Origin of the sequence: Parerythrobacter jejuensis (genome assembly GCF_039536765.1) — a bacterium.
GTDB classification, from domain to species: domain Bacteria; phylum Pseudomonadota; class Alphaproteobacteria; order Sphingomonadales; family Sphingomonadaceae; genus Parerythrobacter; species Parerythrobacter jejuensis.
Window position 1 is genome coordinate 1,228,291 of record NZ_BAAAZF010000001.1, and the last position, 14,789, is coordinate 1,243,079.

General features: G+C 58.9%; 19 protein-coding genes. 7 read left to right on the top strand and 12 right to left on the bottom strand.

Annotation, left to right across the window (positions count from 1 at the left end; genetic code table 11):
- Positions 1-89: 89 nt before the first annotated feature.
- The 8 genes from ABD653_RS06000 to hisB form a co-directional block, all read right to left on the bottom strand.
- Complete coding sequence (locus ABD653_RS06000) at positions 90-467, bottom strand: histidine triad nucleotide-binding protein (protein ID WP_160777845.1); 378 nt, start codon at positions 465-467, stop codon at positions 90-92.
- Positions 467-781 (bottom strand): phosphoribosyl-ATP diphosphatase, encoded by a 315-nt coding sequence (locus ABD653_RS06005; RefSeq protein ID WP_160777846.1) that lies wholly within the window; start codon positions 779-781, stop codon positions 467-469. The genes ABD653_RS06000 and ABD653_RS06005 overlap by 1 nt, the downstream gene beginning before the upstream one ends.
- A 57-nt stretch (positions 782-838) precedes the next feature.
- Positions 839-1,006, bottom strand: coding sequence for a PEP-CTERM sorting domain-containing protein (locus tag ABD653_RS06010; protein WP_160777847.1), 168 nt, complete (start codon positions 1,004-1,006; stop codon positions 839-841).
- Between the two features lie 118 nt (positions 1,007-1,124).
- Positions 1,125-1,886, bottom strand: coding sequence for an imidazole glycerol phosphate synthase subunit HisF (gene hisF / locus ABD653_RS06015; protein WP_160777848.1), 762 nt, complete (start codon positions 1,884-1,886; stop codon positions 1,125-1,127).
- Positions 1,886-2,611 carry a 1-(5-phosphoribosyl)-5-[(5-phosphoribosylamino)methylideneamino]imidazole-4-carboxamide isomerase gene (hisA, locus tag ABD653_RS06020; protein WP_160777849.1) on the bottom strand — a complete coding sequence of 242 codons (726 nt, stop codon included), beginning with the start codon at positions 2,609-2,611 and terminating at the stop codon, positions 1,886-1,888. The genes hisF and hisA overlap by 1 nt, the downstream gene beginning before the upstream one ends.
- Positions 2,611-3,240, bottom strand: coding sequence for an imidazole glycerol phosphate synthase subunit HisH (hisH, locus tag ABD653_RS06025; RefSeq protein WP_160777850.1), 630 nt, complete (start codon positions 3,238-3,240; stop codon positions 2,611-2,613). Before hisH ends, hisA begins: the two co-directional genes overlap by 1 nt.
- 2 nt (positions 3,241-3,242) lie before the next feature.
- Positions 3,243-3,368, bottom strand: a complete 126-nt coding sequence (locus ABD653_RS06030; protein WP_267904668.1) for a hypothetical protein — start codon at positions 3,366-3,368, stop codon at positions 3,243-3,245.
- Positions 3,361-3,954: an imidazoleglycerol-phosphate dehydratase HisB gene (hisB, locus tag ABD653_RS06035; protein ID WP_160777851.1), complete on the bottom strand. Its 594-nt coding sequence runs from the start codon at positions 3,952-3,954 to the stop codon at positions 3,361-3,363. The genes ABD653_RS06030 and hisB overlap by 8 nt, the downstream gene beginning before the upstream one ends.
- Before the next feature lie 81 nt (positions 3,955-4,035).
- Here hisB and ABD653_RS06040 point away from each other — a divergent pair, with 81 nt between their 5' ends.
- The 5 genes from ABD653_RS06040 (at position 4,036) to ABD653_RS06060 (ending at position 7,789) form a co-directional block, all read left to right on the top strand.
- Positions 4,036-4,533 (top strand): SspB family protein, encoded by a 498-nt coding sequence (locus ABD653_RS06040; RefSeq protein WP_160777852.1) that lies wholly within the window; start codon positions 4,036-4,038, stop codon positions 4,531-4,533.
- Positions 4,534-4,577: 44 nt separating this feature from the next.
- The gene (locus tag ABD653_RS06045; RefSeq protein WP_160777853.1) at positions 4,578-4,982 is read left to right on the top strand and encodes a hypothetical protein; all 405 of its coding nucleotides are present in this window, start codon (positions 4,578-4,580) and stop codon (positions 4,980-4,982) included.
- 48 nt (positions 4,983-5,030) lie between these two features.
- Positions 5,031-5,672, top strand: coding sequence for a guanylate kinase (gene gmk, locus ABD653_RS06050; protein WP_160777854.1), 642 nt, complete (start codon positions 5,031-5,033; stop codon positions 5,670-5,672).
- A gap of 111 nt (positions 5,673-5,783) precedes the next feature.
- Complete coding sequence (locus ABD653_RS06055; protein ID WP_160777855.1) at positions 5,784-6,839, top strand: fatty acid desaturase; 1,056 nt, start codon at positions 5,784-5,786, stop codon at positions 6,837-6,839.
- Between the two features lie 416 nt (positions 6,840-7,255).
- On the top strand, positions 7,256-7,789 hold the full coding sequence (locus tag ABD653_RS06060) for an SET domain-containing protein-lysine N-methyltransferase (protein ID WP_160777856.1): 534 nt from the start codon (positions 7,256-7,258) through the stop codon (positions 7,787-7,789).
- Between the two features lie 194 nt (positions 7,790-7,983).
- Here the strand turns inward: ABD653_RS06060 and ABD653_RS06065 are convergent, their stop codons facing one another.
- The 4 genes from ABD653_RS06065 to ABD653_RS06080 all read right to left on the bottom strand — a co-directional run bounded on the left by ABD653_RS06065 (position 7,984) and on the right by ABD653_RS06080 (position 12,235).
- Positions 7,984-8,238 (bottom strand): hypothetical protein, encoded by a 255-nt coding sequence (locus tag ABD653_RS06065; protein WP_344705312.1) that lies wholly within the window; start codon positions 8,236-8,238, stop codon positions 7,984-7,986.
- Positions 8,239-8,981: 743 nt separating this feature from the next.
- Positions 8,982-9,788, bottom strand: a complete 807-nt coding sequence (locus ABD653_RS06070; RefSeq protein ID WP_160780254.1) for an SDR family NAD(P)-dependent oxidoreductase — start codon at positions 9,786-9,788, stop codon at positions 8,982-8,984.
- A gap of 18 nt (positions 9,789-9,806) precedes the next feature.
- A complete protein-coding gene (locus tag ABD653_RS06075) occupies positions 9,807-10,946 on the bottom strand; it encodes an acyl-CoA dehydrogenase family protein (protein WP_160777858.1) in 1,140 nt (379 codons plus the stop codon).
- Between the two features lie 110 nt (positions 10,947-11,056).
- A complete protein-coding gene (locus ABD653_RS06080) occupies positions 11,057-12,235 on the bottom strand; it encodes an acyl-CoA dehydrogenase family protein (RefSeq protein WP_160777859.1) in 1,179 nt (392 codons plus the stop codon).
- A gap of 191 nt (positions 12,236-12,426) precedes the next feature.
- Here ABD653_RS06080 and ABD653_RS06085 point away from each other — a divergent pair, with 191 nt between their 5' ends.
- Together ABD653_RS06085 and ABD653_RS06090 are read left to right on the top strand one after the other, a co-directional pair.
- Positions 12,427-13,281, top strand: coding sequence for an SDR family NAD(P)-dependent oxidoreductase (locus ABD653_RS06085; RefSeq protein ID WP_160777860.1), 855 nt, complete (start codon positions 12,427-12,429; stop codon positions 13,279-13,281).
- On the top strand, positions 13,282-14,754 hold the full coding sequence (locus ABD653_RS06090; RefSeq protein WP_160777861.1) for an MFS transporter: 1,473 nt from the start codon (positions 13,282-13,284) through the stop codon (positions 14,752-14,754).
- The last annotated feature ends 35 nt before the right edge of the window (positions 14,755-14,789 follow it).

Genomic DNA, 14,789 nt, shown 5'->3' on the forward strand with positions numbered 1-14,789 from the left:
GCGAGCACTTTAGCGGAGCCGCGAGTCGCCCGGCAAGCGCCATCGACGAAGCGACTCAAGCCTGCGACCAATCGCGCATTTCGCCCCAGCTAGTTGCAGATCATCCTACCGAGCGGCTGCCCGCCAAAGATATGGACATGCAAATGCGGGACTTCCTGCCCGCCATGCGCACCGATATTGGCGAGCAGACGATAGCCGGGTTCGACCAGCCCCTTGGCGCGCGCGACATGGCCGACGGCCCGCACGAAACCGCCGATCTCTGCGTCTGACGCGCGGGCGGAAAAATCATCCCAGCTGACATAGGCCCCCTTGGGAATAACCAGCGTGTGGATTTCCGCCTGCGGATTGATATCGTCGAATGCGTAAGCCCAATCGTCTTCGTAGACCTTGCTCGATGGAATCTCCCCGCGCAAAATCTTCGCAAAGATGTTCTCATCATCATAGGACTGGGTCGCATCGATCGGCATTATTCGCTCCTGCTCGCTTTTTCCTCGAGGCCCGACAGCCCTTCACGCCGATCCAGTTCTTCCATCACTTCGCGCAGCGGTATTCCTTTTGCGGCGAGCAAGACCATCAGGTGGAAAATCACATCGGCGGCCTCTCCGACCAGATCCTCTCGCGTGCCGGACAGGGCAGCCACTGCGGTTTCAACGGCTTCCTCGCCAACTTTGCGCGCCATCACGGGCACACCACGCGATGTGAGCTGCGCGACATAACTGCTGCCGGGATCTGCACTGCGGCGTTCGGCGATAGTGTGTTCGAGACGAGTGAGCGTATCCATGGACCACGCCATGAAGGTGCCCCCGTTGACCGTCAAGATGCCGGATGGCGCTCGCGGTCAGTCGTCGTCGCGGCGTCGCGAGCGAATGCCGAAGCGCCCGATCAGCACGCCCAGCACACCCAAGCCGAACAAGGCCCAATTGGACGGCTCAGGAATCGCGATGCCGCTCTGGGCGGATGCCGGTGCAGCCAGGACAAGCAAGGTAAGGGCAAGGATGCGATCCATTGGGATGGTTAAGCAATGTTCACGCCAAATATCGTGGAACCGCGTAGGCCCCCGATTACAATGGTTAACGCGCCCGTCCGGCAAAGGCCGAGTGTAAAGCAGGCCGACAGCTGGAGATTTATTGCCGCGCGGGCAGGCCTGCGGCTCTCAATGCAGCATGCGCCTCACCGATCGTATATGTTCCGAAGTGGAAAATTGATGCGGCCAGTACCGCGCTCGCATGCCCTTGGGTCACGCCTTCGACCAGATGCTCAAGCGTGCCGACGCCGCCGCTGGCGACAACCGGTACGGCCACACTGTCGGCAATGGTGCGCGTCAGCATCAAATCGTACCCCGCTTTGGTCCCGTCGCCATCCATGGAGGTTACCAGCAATTCACCTGCCCCCAGATCGGAAACGAGCTCTGCATATTCGATCGCATCAATCCCGGTCGGTTTGCGCCCGCCATGCGTGAAGATTTCCCACTTGCCCTCACCCACGCGCCGGGCATCGACCGAGGCCACCACGCATTGGCTGCCGAATTTCTCGGCGATTTCGCGCACCAGTTCGGGCCGCGCGACTGCAGCGCTGTTGATGGCAACCTTGTCCGCGCCTGCCAGCAGCAGCGCCCGCGCATCTTCGACCGAGCGGACCCCGCCACCGACGGTAAGGGGCATGAAGCACACTTCAGCCGTGCGCCGGACCACATCAAGCAATGTCCCGCGCCCTTCATGGCTGGCAGAGATATCGAGGAAGCACAGTTCGTCCGCACCTGCCGCGTCATAGGCTTTGGCCTGCTCGACCGGATCGCCCGCATCGACCAGGTCTACAAAATTGACGCCCTTGACCACGCGCCCATCGGCTACGTCGAGACAGGGAATAACGCGGACGCGGACTGTCATCAGCGCTTGGCCATCGCGAGTGCCGTGGCCAGATCGAGACGCCCATCATAGATCGCGCGACCTGTAATCACCCCTTCAATGCCCTGCTCTGCCTGCAGCGCCAGCATATGGATGTCATCCAGCCCTTTGACTCCGCCACTGGCTATCACCGGCAGATCGGTCTGCTGGGCGAGGTCAACCGTCGCCTCGATATTGCAGCCCTTCAGCATTCCGTCGCGCCCGATATCGGTGAACAACAGGCTGGCTACGCCTGCATCTTCAAATCGGTGGGCCATGTCGACAATGGAGACATCGGAAGTTTCAGCCCAACCGTCGGTCGCGACCATCCCCTCACGCGCATCAACCGCCACCACGATACCGCCCTCGTAAGCGCGCGCCATGTCCTTGACGAATTGCGGGTTCTTGAGGGCCGCCGTGCCGATCACGATCCGCGCGACGCCGGCGTCAAACCAACCCTCGACATCTTCCGGCGTACGGATCCCCCCGCCAAGTTGCACATATCCGGGAAACGCTTCTACAATAGCCTGCACCGCTTCGCGATTTTGCGCGCTGCCGGCGAACGAGCCATCGAGATCGACGACGTGGACGTGCTCCGCACCGGCTTCCGAAAAGACCATCGCCTGCGCGGCGGGATCGTCACCGTAGACAGTCGCGCGATCCATATCGCCTTCGGCAAGGCGGACAACTTCGCCATTCTTCAGATCGATAGCCGGAAAAACAATCATCAGGGCCTCCAGTCGAGGAAACGGGAAAGCAGGCCAAGACCATAGGCCTGGCTCTTTTCCGGGTGGAATTGCACGCCGGTAATATTGTCGCGCGATACTGCTGCGACCAGGCCACCGCCATGATCGGTCATGGCCAGGATACTGCGCCCGTCATCGGCATGAAAATGGTAGGAATGGAGGAAATAGGCCTCGCCTTCCTCGATCAGGGAATGCCCGCGCGCATGCGGCGTCAGCGCGACATCGTTCCAGCCCATATGGGGCACTTTGACGCTCGGATCGATCGGCGCGATCAGCCGCACTTCCCCCGGCACCCAGTCCAGGCCGGGCGTCTCGCAATGCTCCAGCCCGCGCGTCGCCAGCAGTTGCATGCCGACGCAAATGCCCAGAAACGGCACTCCGCCAAGCAGCACCCGCTCTTCCAGCGCATCGACCATACCCGGAATGGCACGCAGGCCATCGGCACAGGCTTTGTACGATCCGACACCGGGCAGAACGACCCGGTCGGCCCGGCGGACAAGATCGGGATTGTGCGTCACCTTCACGCCATGCGCACCCGCCGCCTTGAGCGCGTTGTGCACAGAGTGAAGATTGCCCGCGCCGTAATCGATGAGAGCGATGACCTCTGCCAAGGCTAAGCCAGTCGGGCGCGAAGCGACCGCAAGGGCGACTGCCCGTCCGCAGCGACGCGATCTTTGATCGCATGGGCGAGGAAATCGCGCGCCCGGATGGGTGTGCGGTAAAAAGAAACGTCAGCCACCTAACTGGCCCTTGGTGCTGGGGATGGCGCCGCCCTTGCGCGGGTCCAGCTCCACCGCCTGCCGCATGGCGCGGGCGAAACCCTTGTAAATCGCTTCGCAGATGTGGTGGTTGTTGGTTCCGTAGAGCAATTCGATATGCAGCGTGATCCCGGCGGCCTGCGCGACCGACTGGAACCAGTGCTCGATCAGTTCGGTATCCCACTCGCCCAGTTTTTCCTGGCTGAATCCGGCACGGAACACGGTGTGCGGACGGCCCGAAATATCAAGAGCGACCCGCGCCAGGGTTTCGTCCATCGGTGAATAAGCCTGGCCATACCGCCCGATCCCGGCCTTGTCGCCCAGCGCATCGGACAGCGCCTGGCCCAGCGCGATGGCGCTATCTTCGGTGGTGTGGTGCTGGTCGACATGCAGGTCACCATCGATCTTCATCGTCACATCGATCAACGAGTGCTTGGAGAACTGTTCCACCATATGGTCAAGGAAGCCGATCCCGGTCGAAACATCATAACTGCCGCTGCCATCGAGATTGACCTCGATAGCGATTTTGGTTTCCGCGGTGTTCCGCTCGATCTGGCCGGTACGCATGGCCGCGCGCTATACCCACAAGGCGCGGATAGGCAAGCTTTCCGGCTTGACCGGACGCCATCTCGGGGCCACCTAGTGCGCATGACCGAGGATACCCCCGACAGCCTCATCCCCTATGATGAGATCGTGCAGGAAGCGCTCCGCGCCGTAGTTGGCCGTGTGCTGGGCGAAATCCAGGAATCCGGCAGTGAATTGCCCGGTAATCACCATTTCTACATCACATTCAAAACCGCTGCACCGGGGGTCAATATCCCGCCGCATCTGAGCGAGCGGTTTCCGGACGAGATGACCATTGTGCTGCAGAACAAATTCTGGGGTCTCGAAGTGACCGAAGCGGGATTTTCGGTCGGCCTGAGCTTCAACCAGGTCCCGGCCGAGCTCGAGATCCCCTTCGCCGCGATCACGGCTTTCGTCGATCCGGCAGTCGATTTCGGTCTGCAATTCCAGGCTACCGTCGCAGACATGGCCCCTGAAGCGCATGATGACCCGGAAAATGACGAGGCAGGCGCTGGTCCTGCCATTGCCGAGGCCGATGACGGTTCGAATGTCGTAACCGTCGATTTCGGGCGCAAGAAATAGGGTGACCGGGCGACTGGGCGACCGGACATGGTAACGAGATAATTATGGCGCAGCGCCGCAAGAAAAACCAGGCAGATACTTCGCGGCACAAAGGTGGTGTGCCGGCCAAAGGCACAGTGCCGGGTGTCAGCCCCAATCCGGCAACCAATCTGATTATGGCAGATATCGCGATACGCGCCGGATCCTACCTGGTCCGCAATTCGGTCGAGAAAACAATGCTCCGCGGTCGATACGGGAAAGACGCGACGCGCAACATCCTGGAAAACCGTAGCATCAAACAGAATCTCGCTGCATTCGCTGCAGCCAAGATGGCGACCCGTTCCGTGCCCGGCGCGGTCGCAGTCGGAGGTGGCATCCTGCTGAAAACACTCTTCGACATGAGCCAGAAACGGCGCGCCCGACGCAAGGGCCGCGAGCAGCTTCGAGAGAGCGCCGAGAGCGAGGATTGATCCAGGCCGGGGGTTGATTTTCCGCCGGACCACGGTCCAAAGACGCCCATGGCTCACGACACTTCCGACGCGCTCCATCGCCGGGGCTTGCTGTTTATCCTGTCTTCCCCCTCCGGTGCAGGAAAAACCACCATCTCGCGCATGTTGCTGACCGCCGATGATGAAATCCGGCTGTCCGTCTCTGCCACCACCCGTCCGCGCCGGCCCGGCGAAGTCGAAGGGGTCGACTATCATTTCGTGAGCGACGAGGCTTTCGATGCGATGGTCGAGAAAGACGATTTCTACGAGTGGGCCGAAGTCTTCGGCAATCGGTACGGCACGCCCAAGGGGTATATCCGCAAACGCCTGAAAGAGGGCGATGATTTCCTGTTTGACATCGATTGGCAGGGCACCCAGCAACTTTACCAGAAGGACCAGCAAGACGTCGTCAGCGTCTTCATCCTTCCGCCTACCCTCGATGAATTGCGTCGCCGTTTGGAATCGCGCGCGACTGACAGCGAAGACGTGATCGACCGGCGGATGGATCGGGCGCGCGGCGAGATCAGCCATTGGGCCGAATATGACTACGTGGTCGTCAACGACGATGTCGATGAATGCTTCGTCAAAGTCCGCGAAATCCTCCATGCGGAGCGGATGAAACGCACCCGCCAGACCGGGCTGATCCCGTTTGTCCGGGGCCTGATGGACTAAACGCGAGTCCTGCCCAATCCCTATTCTCACATTGACCGTCGGCAGAAGGTGACAAGGCCGCAACGGCTCTCTAGCATCCAATCTGTGACAACCGAAAGTGACCCTGCCCGAATGCAAGACCCCCTCCCCGCCGCAGCTGTTCGTGACAGCGACGGAGCCCCGATGGCCGAGATCGATGCCAAGGAACTGGGCCGTGCACTCAAGGTGTTTCATGCCCCCAAGGCCGTGCGCAGCTGGTACGAGCTGGGCATCACACTGCTGCCTTTTGTAGCCCTTTTTGCGGCCATGCTCTTCGCGCTCGATGCTGGCTACTGGCTGGCATTGGCCCTCGCCCCGGCGGCCGGCCTGCTCCTGCTGCGACTGTTTATTATCCAGCACGATTGCGGGCATGGCGCGTTTCTAAAGAGCCGTTCGGGCAATGACTGGATCGGGCGCGCTCTCGGCGTACTAACGCTCACACCCTATGATTGCTGGCGCCGCAGCCACGCGCTGCATCACGCCGCAACGGGCAATCTGGATGCGCGCGGGTTTGGCGATGTCGACCTGATGACCGTGCGCGAATATCGTGAAAGCTCCCGCCTCCAACGGCTGGGTTATCGTGTCTATCGCCATCCTGCCGTTCTGCTCGGCCTGGGCCCGGCCTACCTTTTCCTGCTGCGCCACCGCCTGCCGATCGGCCTGATGAAGGAAGGCATGCGCTATTGGGTCAGCGCGATGGCAACCAATGTCGGGCTTATTGCCCTGCTCGCGGCGCTGGCCTGGGTCTTCGGCCTTGCTACCGTTGCGCTGGTGTTTTTTCCGGTTTTGCTGACTGCCGCCAGCATGGGCGTGTGGCTGTTCTACATCCAGCACCAGTTCGAAAACGCCCATTGGGACCGCAAGGAAGACTGGTCATTCCACGAGGCGGCACTGGCGGGCAGCTCCTACCTCAAACTGCCAGCCGTGCTGCAATGGTTCACGGGCAATATCGGCATCCACCACGTCCACCATCTGGCCAGCCGGATCCCGTTCTACCGCCTGCCCGAAGTGCTACGCGAATTCCCGGCACTGACGGAGGTCAATCGCTTCACAACAAGGCAGACAATCAAGCCCCTGGTCCTCGCATTGTGGGACGAAGAGCAGCGCCGGATGGTGACATTTCGCGAGGCGAAGAGTTCGCTGCGTTAGAGACTTTCCAAAGCAAGGACGGTTGGCCGGCATCGGCCGATATTGCGGTGGGAAGCCTTCATTCCCGAATGGGCCGACCCGAAACCGGTCGTAACGACCTTGTAACTGGCACCTGCCAGACCATGTTGTGTCTATCGAGGCGCCATCTAGATGCTCATCCTCGACTGAGAGACCATTGCGCTCCCGCATCCGGGAGATTGCTAATTGGACCTCAACAAACTTCTCTATGATCATCAAATTGCATTGATGGAAATTGCCTTTGCCAGACCTGCGATGGGCGCAAGTGGCGGTATCGGGCACTGTGAAAAGCTCATCCGGACGGCTCGGAAAAGGTTAGGCGTAGCGCAATATCCTTTGTTCGACATGTGGATCGGCGACGCTCGAACTTCACTTCAGACGTGCAAGAGGAATGTCTCATGACTGCGGTGATCGAACGTCGTTCGACACCTGGCCGGGGTGAAGGAATCTTTGCCCTCAAGCCATTCAAAAGAGGCGACATACTTTATACGGGTGTGCTCGAAAATGCTTCAGTCACGAACCATTCTCATGCCTCGCAAGTGAGCAAGACGAGGTTTGGTTTTCACATCGGACTGAGTTCGATATTCAATCATTCCTGTAGTCCGAATTGCGGCATCATGATCAATGAATCCGGTGCTCATAATATTGTCGCGATGGAGAGTATCCTGGCAGGGGACGAAGCGACGTATGATTATGCCATGCGCAATTATCGCATCGAGCATTTCCCTGGTTCGTGCTCTTGCGGCAAGACAAATTGTCGCAACACGATCACTGGATGGATCGGCTTACCACAGCAGCGCAAGGATGATTACGCTGGCTTCATAGCACCCTATTTGCTCGAAATTGATCTGAAGCAAGGCGCAGCTAGACATTCCGCGATGGCATCAAGTCGCGTCTTGTCAGATTTCAAGGCCGCCACGGACAACTTGTAGGAAACGGGGCAGCTTCCATTGCTGCCGTTTTCGTAACGGTGTGATATACAAGGATTTGCTATCCGATCAGCGCGCCTTCATCCCGCTATCCGCCATGTCATTTGGGCCTTGATTTGCGGTAACAAAAATACGCAATTGCCAGGCCGATGAACAGGATCGCAAGCAACGACGCCAAGCCAAGAATCACCAAGTCTCTAATGAGCATCTTTGGCCCTTCGAGCATTCGCCTCGTCAACGAATTCTCGGGCGATGTCGGCATCTTCCTTACTCAGAGGTATCGACACTTTGGCTTCACGCTCTTCGGCACGGTCGGCTTCTGCTTCCCAGGCTCTGGCTGCTGTCGCAGCAATATTGCGGCGATTGCGCAGCGGCTCCGTCAACGATAACATGCGCTGGCGCGCTTCTTCTGCACGACACAGCGCTACTGTTGGGCGCGACTGGACGGTCACTTCCCGCGTCCGCTCTTCATGTGTTCCAGCCCTGGAACGGTGCCAGCTTTTTGCGAGGGTTGGGAGGCGTTGGTCTTGACCTTTTCCGCTTTTGGTTTGCGGATTTCGCGCTTGGATTTTCTTTGTGATTTGGCCATCTCGGCATCCCTTCGGGCGTGCTTTCAGGAAGCCATATCAGGCAGTCCTGCGGGATCGCCCGTTTCGGTCTGTCGAACACCCGAACATTGCGATTGCTAATCCTGTCTCAGGAAAGCCAATCAAAAAAATTCTGATCTTGAAGAGACACCGTCAGACAGTGCTCCGGCCAACATACCGGAATGACGTACCATCAATATGGGGACGTGAGGCAGTGATTGTAAGGCCGGATCCGAATTGGCTCTGTCGTTCCTGTTCTTGATGGCCACGATTCGGGTCAAAAGCAGACATGTCAGATTTCCCTCAGCCGAGCGACGAACGCGGTTTTTCCTACAACCCTGCCCTACGCTATTGCGGGGCTTGCTCTTTGAAATCGTTGCGCAGGATTCCGACCGATCCCGGATGCATCATCCTCTTCGCCGAAAGTCACACCCTCGCGACGGGACCGGCCATCATAGCATTGCAATCAAACAATTTTTACGGAAGGTCACGGTCTTGCAACCTTCGTTTGGTGTTCCACAAGCGTCTCTGCTCCGGGCACAAGAAAGGGGCCGTCAGATTGCTCCAACGGCCCCTGCACTATCCGGATGTGGTTGGAGGGCTTGCCCCTATTCGCCCGACGGGTCGACGAAATTCCCCGCCCCGATATTGGCATTCACTACGCCGCCATCGATCGGGATCGTCGTGCCGACCACATAGTCTCCGGCACGGCTAAGCAGATAGATGGCACCTGCTGCCATGTCCTCGGTCACGCCGACCCGCTTGCTCGGGATGCCCTTGGCAACGAGCGCCTCGTTGTCGCGTGCGGCGCGGTTCATGGCGCTCGGGAAAGCGCCCGGGCCGATGCCGTTGACGATGATGTTGTCGCGCACCAGCTCTGCTGCCATGCGCCGGGTAAGGTGGATCAGACCGGCCTTCGATGCCTGATAGGGGTAGGTTTCCCACGGATTGGTCTTCATCCCGTCGATCGATGCGATCATCAGGACCTTGGCCGGACGTTCGACGGTGCCTGCCGCCTTGAGCAGCTTGTGTAGCTGCTGCGTCAGGAAAAACGGGCCCTTCACGTTCAAATCCATCGTGCGGTCCCAGCCCGCTTCGCTGAATTCGGCAAATGGTTCGCCCCATGCGGCGCCGGCATTGTTGACCAGCAGATCGAGCTTGTCCTCGCGGCTCGCGATCTCTCCGGCCAATTGCTTGATACCGTCCAACTGCGACAGGTCGGCAGTGAGGCCGATAACCTTGTCACCCAGTTCGGCGCAGGTGGCGTCGACCTGCTCCTGCTTGCGTGCCGCGATGTAGACTTTTGCACAGCCCGCTTCCAGCAAGCCTTCGACAATCATCTTGCCAATGCCCCGGCTCCCGCCGGTTACCAGTGCGATTTTGCCGTCGAGGCCGAACAAGTCTTTCAGGTTCATCATGTGTATCTCTCCCGATCAGTAACCGCTGAGCTCGGCCACGCGATTGGCGTGGAAATAGGCGTCGCCCAGGAATTCCTGCAGCGCACGATCGCGCTTCATATACAGGCCGATATCATATTCGTCTGTCATCCCGATGCCGCCATGCATCTGCACGCCCTCGCGCACTGCCAGACCGGCAGTCTTGGCAACTTTCGCTTTGGCGACCGACGCCATCAGGCTCGCTTTATCGCTGTCTCCATCAAGCAGTTGCTGCGCCTTGATCACAGCAGCGCGCGCAATCTCGACTTCAGAATAGAGATGCGCAGCCCGATGCTGCAGAGCCTGGAATTCACCGATCAATGTACCGAACTGCTTGCGCTGCTTGAGGTAGTCGACCGTCAGGTCCATCGCACCGCGCGCTACTCCGACACCTTCGGCGGCACTCCCAACGCGGCCGGCATCGAGCATTGCGTCGAGGATTGCGCGGCCATTGTCGACCTCGCCGATCACTGCATCGCCGTCCAGTTCCACAGCATCGAATGTGGTGTGCGTTGCCATCGAACTGTCGACCAGGCGGACAGCATCATGGCTCATATTCGTTGCGTCTTTGGGCACGGCAAACAACGTAATGCCGTTCTCGTCGCCATCCGATCCTGATGTTCGCGCCGCGACAACCAGCATGTCGGCACTGGCGCCCTGGATAACGAAATCCTTCTTACCTGAAAGCTTGAAACCGTTGCCCGATTTTTCAGCACGCGTAGCGATGCGCGATGGGTTGTGCTTGGCCCCTTCATCGACGGCGACAGCAAACACGCTGTCTCCTGCAACCAGCCCGGGCAGGTAGCGACCACGCATGTCGTCACTGCCGTGCTTGAGTGCAGTCGCGGCCAATACGGACGAGGTGAGGAAAGGTGATGGTGTGAGGTTTCGGCCTACTTCTTCCAGCACAATCCCGGCCTCGACATGGCCCATGCCAAGCCCGCCATTATCCTCGTCTACAAGGATGCCAGTGAAGCCCATCTCGCCAAATTGCTTCCACAAGTCGTGGCCGAAGCCGTCTTTGCAATCGCGATCGCGCCAATGGCGCAATTGTCTTGCGATGGCTCCCTCTTCGCCCATGAACTGGCCGGCGCTTTCGGCCAGCATCGCCTGATCGTCATTGTGATAAAGTGGCATAAGTCCTGTCCCTATTCCGTCACCCCGACGCAAAGCCGGGAGATGGTCGCTCTCGGCCCGACCTGGCCTTGCAACACCCCGGCCCTAGACCGGGAGTGGCATGTTGATGGTTAGCCGCCGGGTAGCTCGAGAATGCGCTTGGAAATCACGTTCAGCATGACTTCGCTAGTGCCGCCTTCGATCGAATTCGCTTTGGTCCGCAGCCAGTTGCGCGAAGGTTTGCCGCCTTCGGTTTCTTCGCTGTCCCATTCCAACGCGGTCGAACCGCCGGCGCTCATGATCAATTCGTGGCGGCGCTTGTTGAGCTCGGTACCGGCATATTTCATCATGTTCGGTTGCGCCGGATGCGCCTTGCCGACCTTGATCTCGTCGAGGAATTTCTCACCCATCGCGGCATAAGCCAGCGCATCGACATCGAACATGGCCAGTTCGGCACGCAGCAAAGGATCCATATCTACCGAGTTACGGCTGAGTGCGCCGCCAATCGTGCCGGTATTGCCGCCATCGGCACCCGAAATCATCTCTCGCTCGTGACCCAAGAGATATTTGGCGACGTCCCAACCGCGATTGATTTCGCCAACTTGCGCAGGAACATCTTCACCGTAGCTCTTCGGGACTTTGACATCATCGAAAAAGGTCTCGCAGAACGGGCTGTTGCCGCTGATCAGCAGGATAGGTTTCGTCGAGGCTCCTGCGGTTGCCATATCAAACAGCATGAATGTGATACCGCGATACTTGTCATTCTTGTCAGTGCGGACGAGACAGAAAATCCAGTCCGCCTTGTCAGCGTAAGAGGTCCATACCTTTTGGCCATTAACGACCCAGTGATCACCCTTGTCTTCACCATAGGTTTGAAGTGAAACGAGATCCGAACCGCTGCCAGGTTCCGAATAGCCCTGGCACCAGCGGATTTCGCCACGGGCGATTTCATTGAGGAAACGCTGCTTCTGGCCTTCGGTGCCGAAATGCAGAAGCGCCGGGCCCAGCATCCAGATACCAAAGCTGGAGAGCGGCGGGCGTGCGTTGATCGACGCCATTACCTCACGCAGGACCTTGGCCTCCGCCGGAGACAGGCCGGCGCCGCCATATTCTTTCGGCCAGGCAGGAACGGTGTAGCCTTTGTCGCGGCAAGCTTCGAACCAGGCCTTCTGTGCGTCGCTCTTGAAGGTTGCGTTGCGGCCACCCCAATAGACATCCCCGTCATCGCGTACCGGTTCGCGCATCTCGGCCGGGCAATTCGCCTCAAGCCACGCTCTTGTTTCGCTGCGGAAGGTTTCCAGATCAGACATGGCGTCAAGTTCCTCTCATGACTTTGTCAGCGGCTCTGGGCCGCTTGGATTGACGTTCACGTTAAGGGGATTCGCGCCAATCCTGCAAGGCGCACTTTTGGCGGTGGCCTTTCCGTAGCGTCCGCGAGAGTTCCGTTGACGCAGTCCTTCGTGCGCCTAAGCTAGTTTCAAAATGAAATGGGAGAGAGAGAATGCGATTCTCCGGCAAAACAGTTGTCATTACCGGTGCAGCTTCGGGAATAGGGCTTGAGAGTGCCAGACTGTTCGCCCGAGAGGGTGCGACGGTGTATGCCTCCGATATCAACGACGCAGCAGGGGCAGAGCTGGAGGCGTCCTCGGAAGGTGTAATCCGGTATCAGCATTGCGACGTTTCGAGCACAGACGATATCAAGGCGCTTATGGATCGGGCGGGGTCCGAAACCGGCGGGATAGACGTCGTATTCAACAATGCCGGTGCTGGTGGAGCACGTGAAAAGATCCACGAAATCGAGCCTGCCGATTGGGATCGCACGATGGATCTGTTGCTCCGCGCTGTCGCATTCGGGATCCGCTATGCGGTACCTCATATGAAGGGGCGCCCCGGCGCATCATTCGTCAATGTGTCCAGCGTTGCTGCTGTGGGTCCGGGATATTCGCCGACCGCTTATGCTGTCGCCAAGGCAGGCGTCTTGCACTTGACCAAGATGGCTGCCGCAGACCTGGCCCAATTCGGCATTCGCGTAAACGCGATCCAGCCCGGCTTCATCAACACCAATATCTTCACGTCATCGCTGGAGATTCCGGAAGAGCAAAAGGCAATGGCCAAGGGCGTCATCGCCCAGATGAGCTCCAACGCGCAGCCGGTCAAACGTGGCGGGCAACCAGCAGATATCGCAGAAGCCTGCGCCTATCTGGCCAGCGAGGCAGCTGGCTTCGTGACTGGCACCAGCCTGATTGTCGATGGCGGCATAACGATCGGCCCCCGCGAAAGCTGGGACGAGGACTCGCCACGTATGTTCGATGCCCTTGAAAAAATGGAAGAAGCGGCAAAGCAGGCCGATAGCTAGATGGGCTTCGTCCAGGGGAAGATTCCCCAGAAGCTGAAGTTCATTCACGGATCGGGTGCGATTGCATTCGGGGTGAAGGATCTGGGGTTCAGCTTCTTCTTGCTACCCTATTACAATCTGGTGTTGGGTGTAGAGGCGTGGCTGGTCGGGGCGGCCCTTGCAACTGCACTGATTGTCGATGCCTTCATCGATCCCCTGATCGGGCATCTGTCCGACCGGACTTACACCAGATGGGGTCGCCGCCTGCCGTGGCTCTACATCGCGCCAATCCCGCTGGCCTTCATGTGGACCATGCTATGGTCGCCGCCCTTCGTTGGCGTGCCGAGTTTTTGGGAGATCGTTGCACTGGCTGTGGGCGTCCGGTTGCTGCTGTCCGCTTGCGAAGTCCCATCGGTCAGCCTCGTGCCAGAAATCACGGATGACTATGACGAGCGTACAACGCTTTTCCGCTATCGGTTCCTATCGGGTTGGCTTGGAGGGATGCTGATGATGGTCCTGGCGTTCACCATCTTCCTGCCCACTCCCGAAGCGCAATTGGAAGCGGATGGTTACGCATTGATGGGCATGTTCGGTGCCGGCTTGATGGTTCTTTCCGTGCTTGGATCGGCAACCGGACAGCACAAGATCGTGGCCAAGCGTCCGCCGAGACGCCCCCCGCCCTTCTCCTTCGGCGGGGCATTCAGCGAAATCTTCGACGCATTCCGGGAGAAAGCATTCCTGATTTTCGCAGCGGGCGGTCTCGCCGCTTATGTCGGACAGGGAATGAACTTTTCCATCACCCAATACGTCAACAACTACGTCTGGAAATTCGATGAGCTGGCATTCCAGCTCTATCCGGGGATGTTGGCCATATCGGTCCTGATCATGTTCACCATTGTAGGTCCGCTGCACCGCAGGTTCGGGAAGCCTGCCTCAGCAGCTGCAGGCGCCTTAGTCGCTTTGATTTTCTATTTCACGCCCTACATGCTTTTACTGCTCGGCCTTTGGCCGGAACCGGGGTCAGCGGTTTCGACCTATTCGGTGCTGCTTCTACTGATCTTTGCAAACACCGGCTCGGTAGTCTCAATCATATCGGCCACGTCGATGGTGGCGGAAATCGTGGAGGCATTTGAGGAACGGACCGGCAAACGCGCTGAAGGCACGTTTTATTCTGGCAACTGGCTGGTGCAGAAATGTGCCACCGGTGTCGGCATCCTGACCACCAGCCTTATCATCCAGTCGCTCGGCATTGAGCAAGGTACTCCGCAGGATCAGGTTTCGCAGGATGTCATTACCCAATTGACTGTGTTTTACCTCGCCGCGGGAGCTGCGCTGGCGTTGATTGCTGCTTTCTGGCTCAGCCGGTTCCCCATCACGCGTGAGCAGCATGAGACCCGGATTGCCGCACGCGCAGCAAGCGGGAAAGCGACCCACGACGATCCAATCGAAGATGCGCTGCGCGCAGATCCGGATGCACATTCGATCACGCCCTGACATCATCAAAAACAACCCTTGGCGCGCCGTGCGCC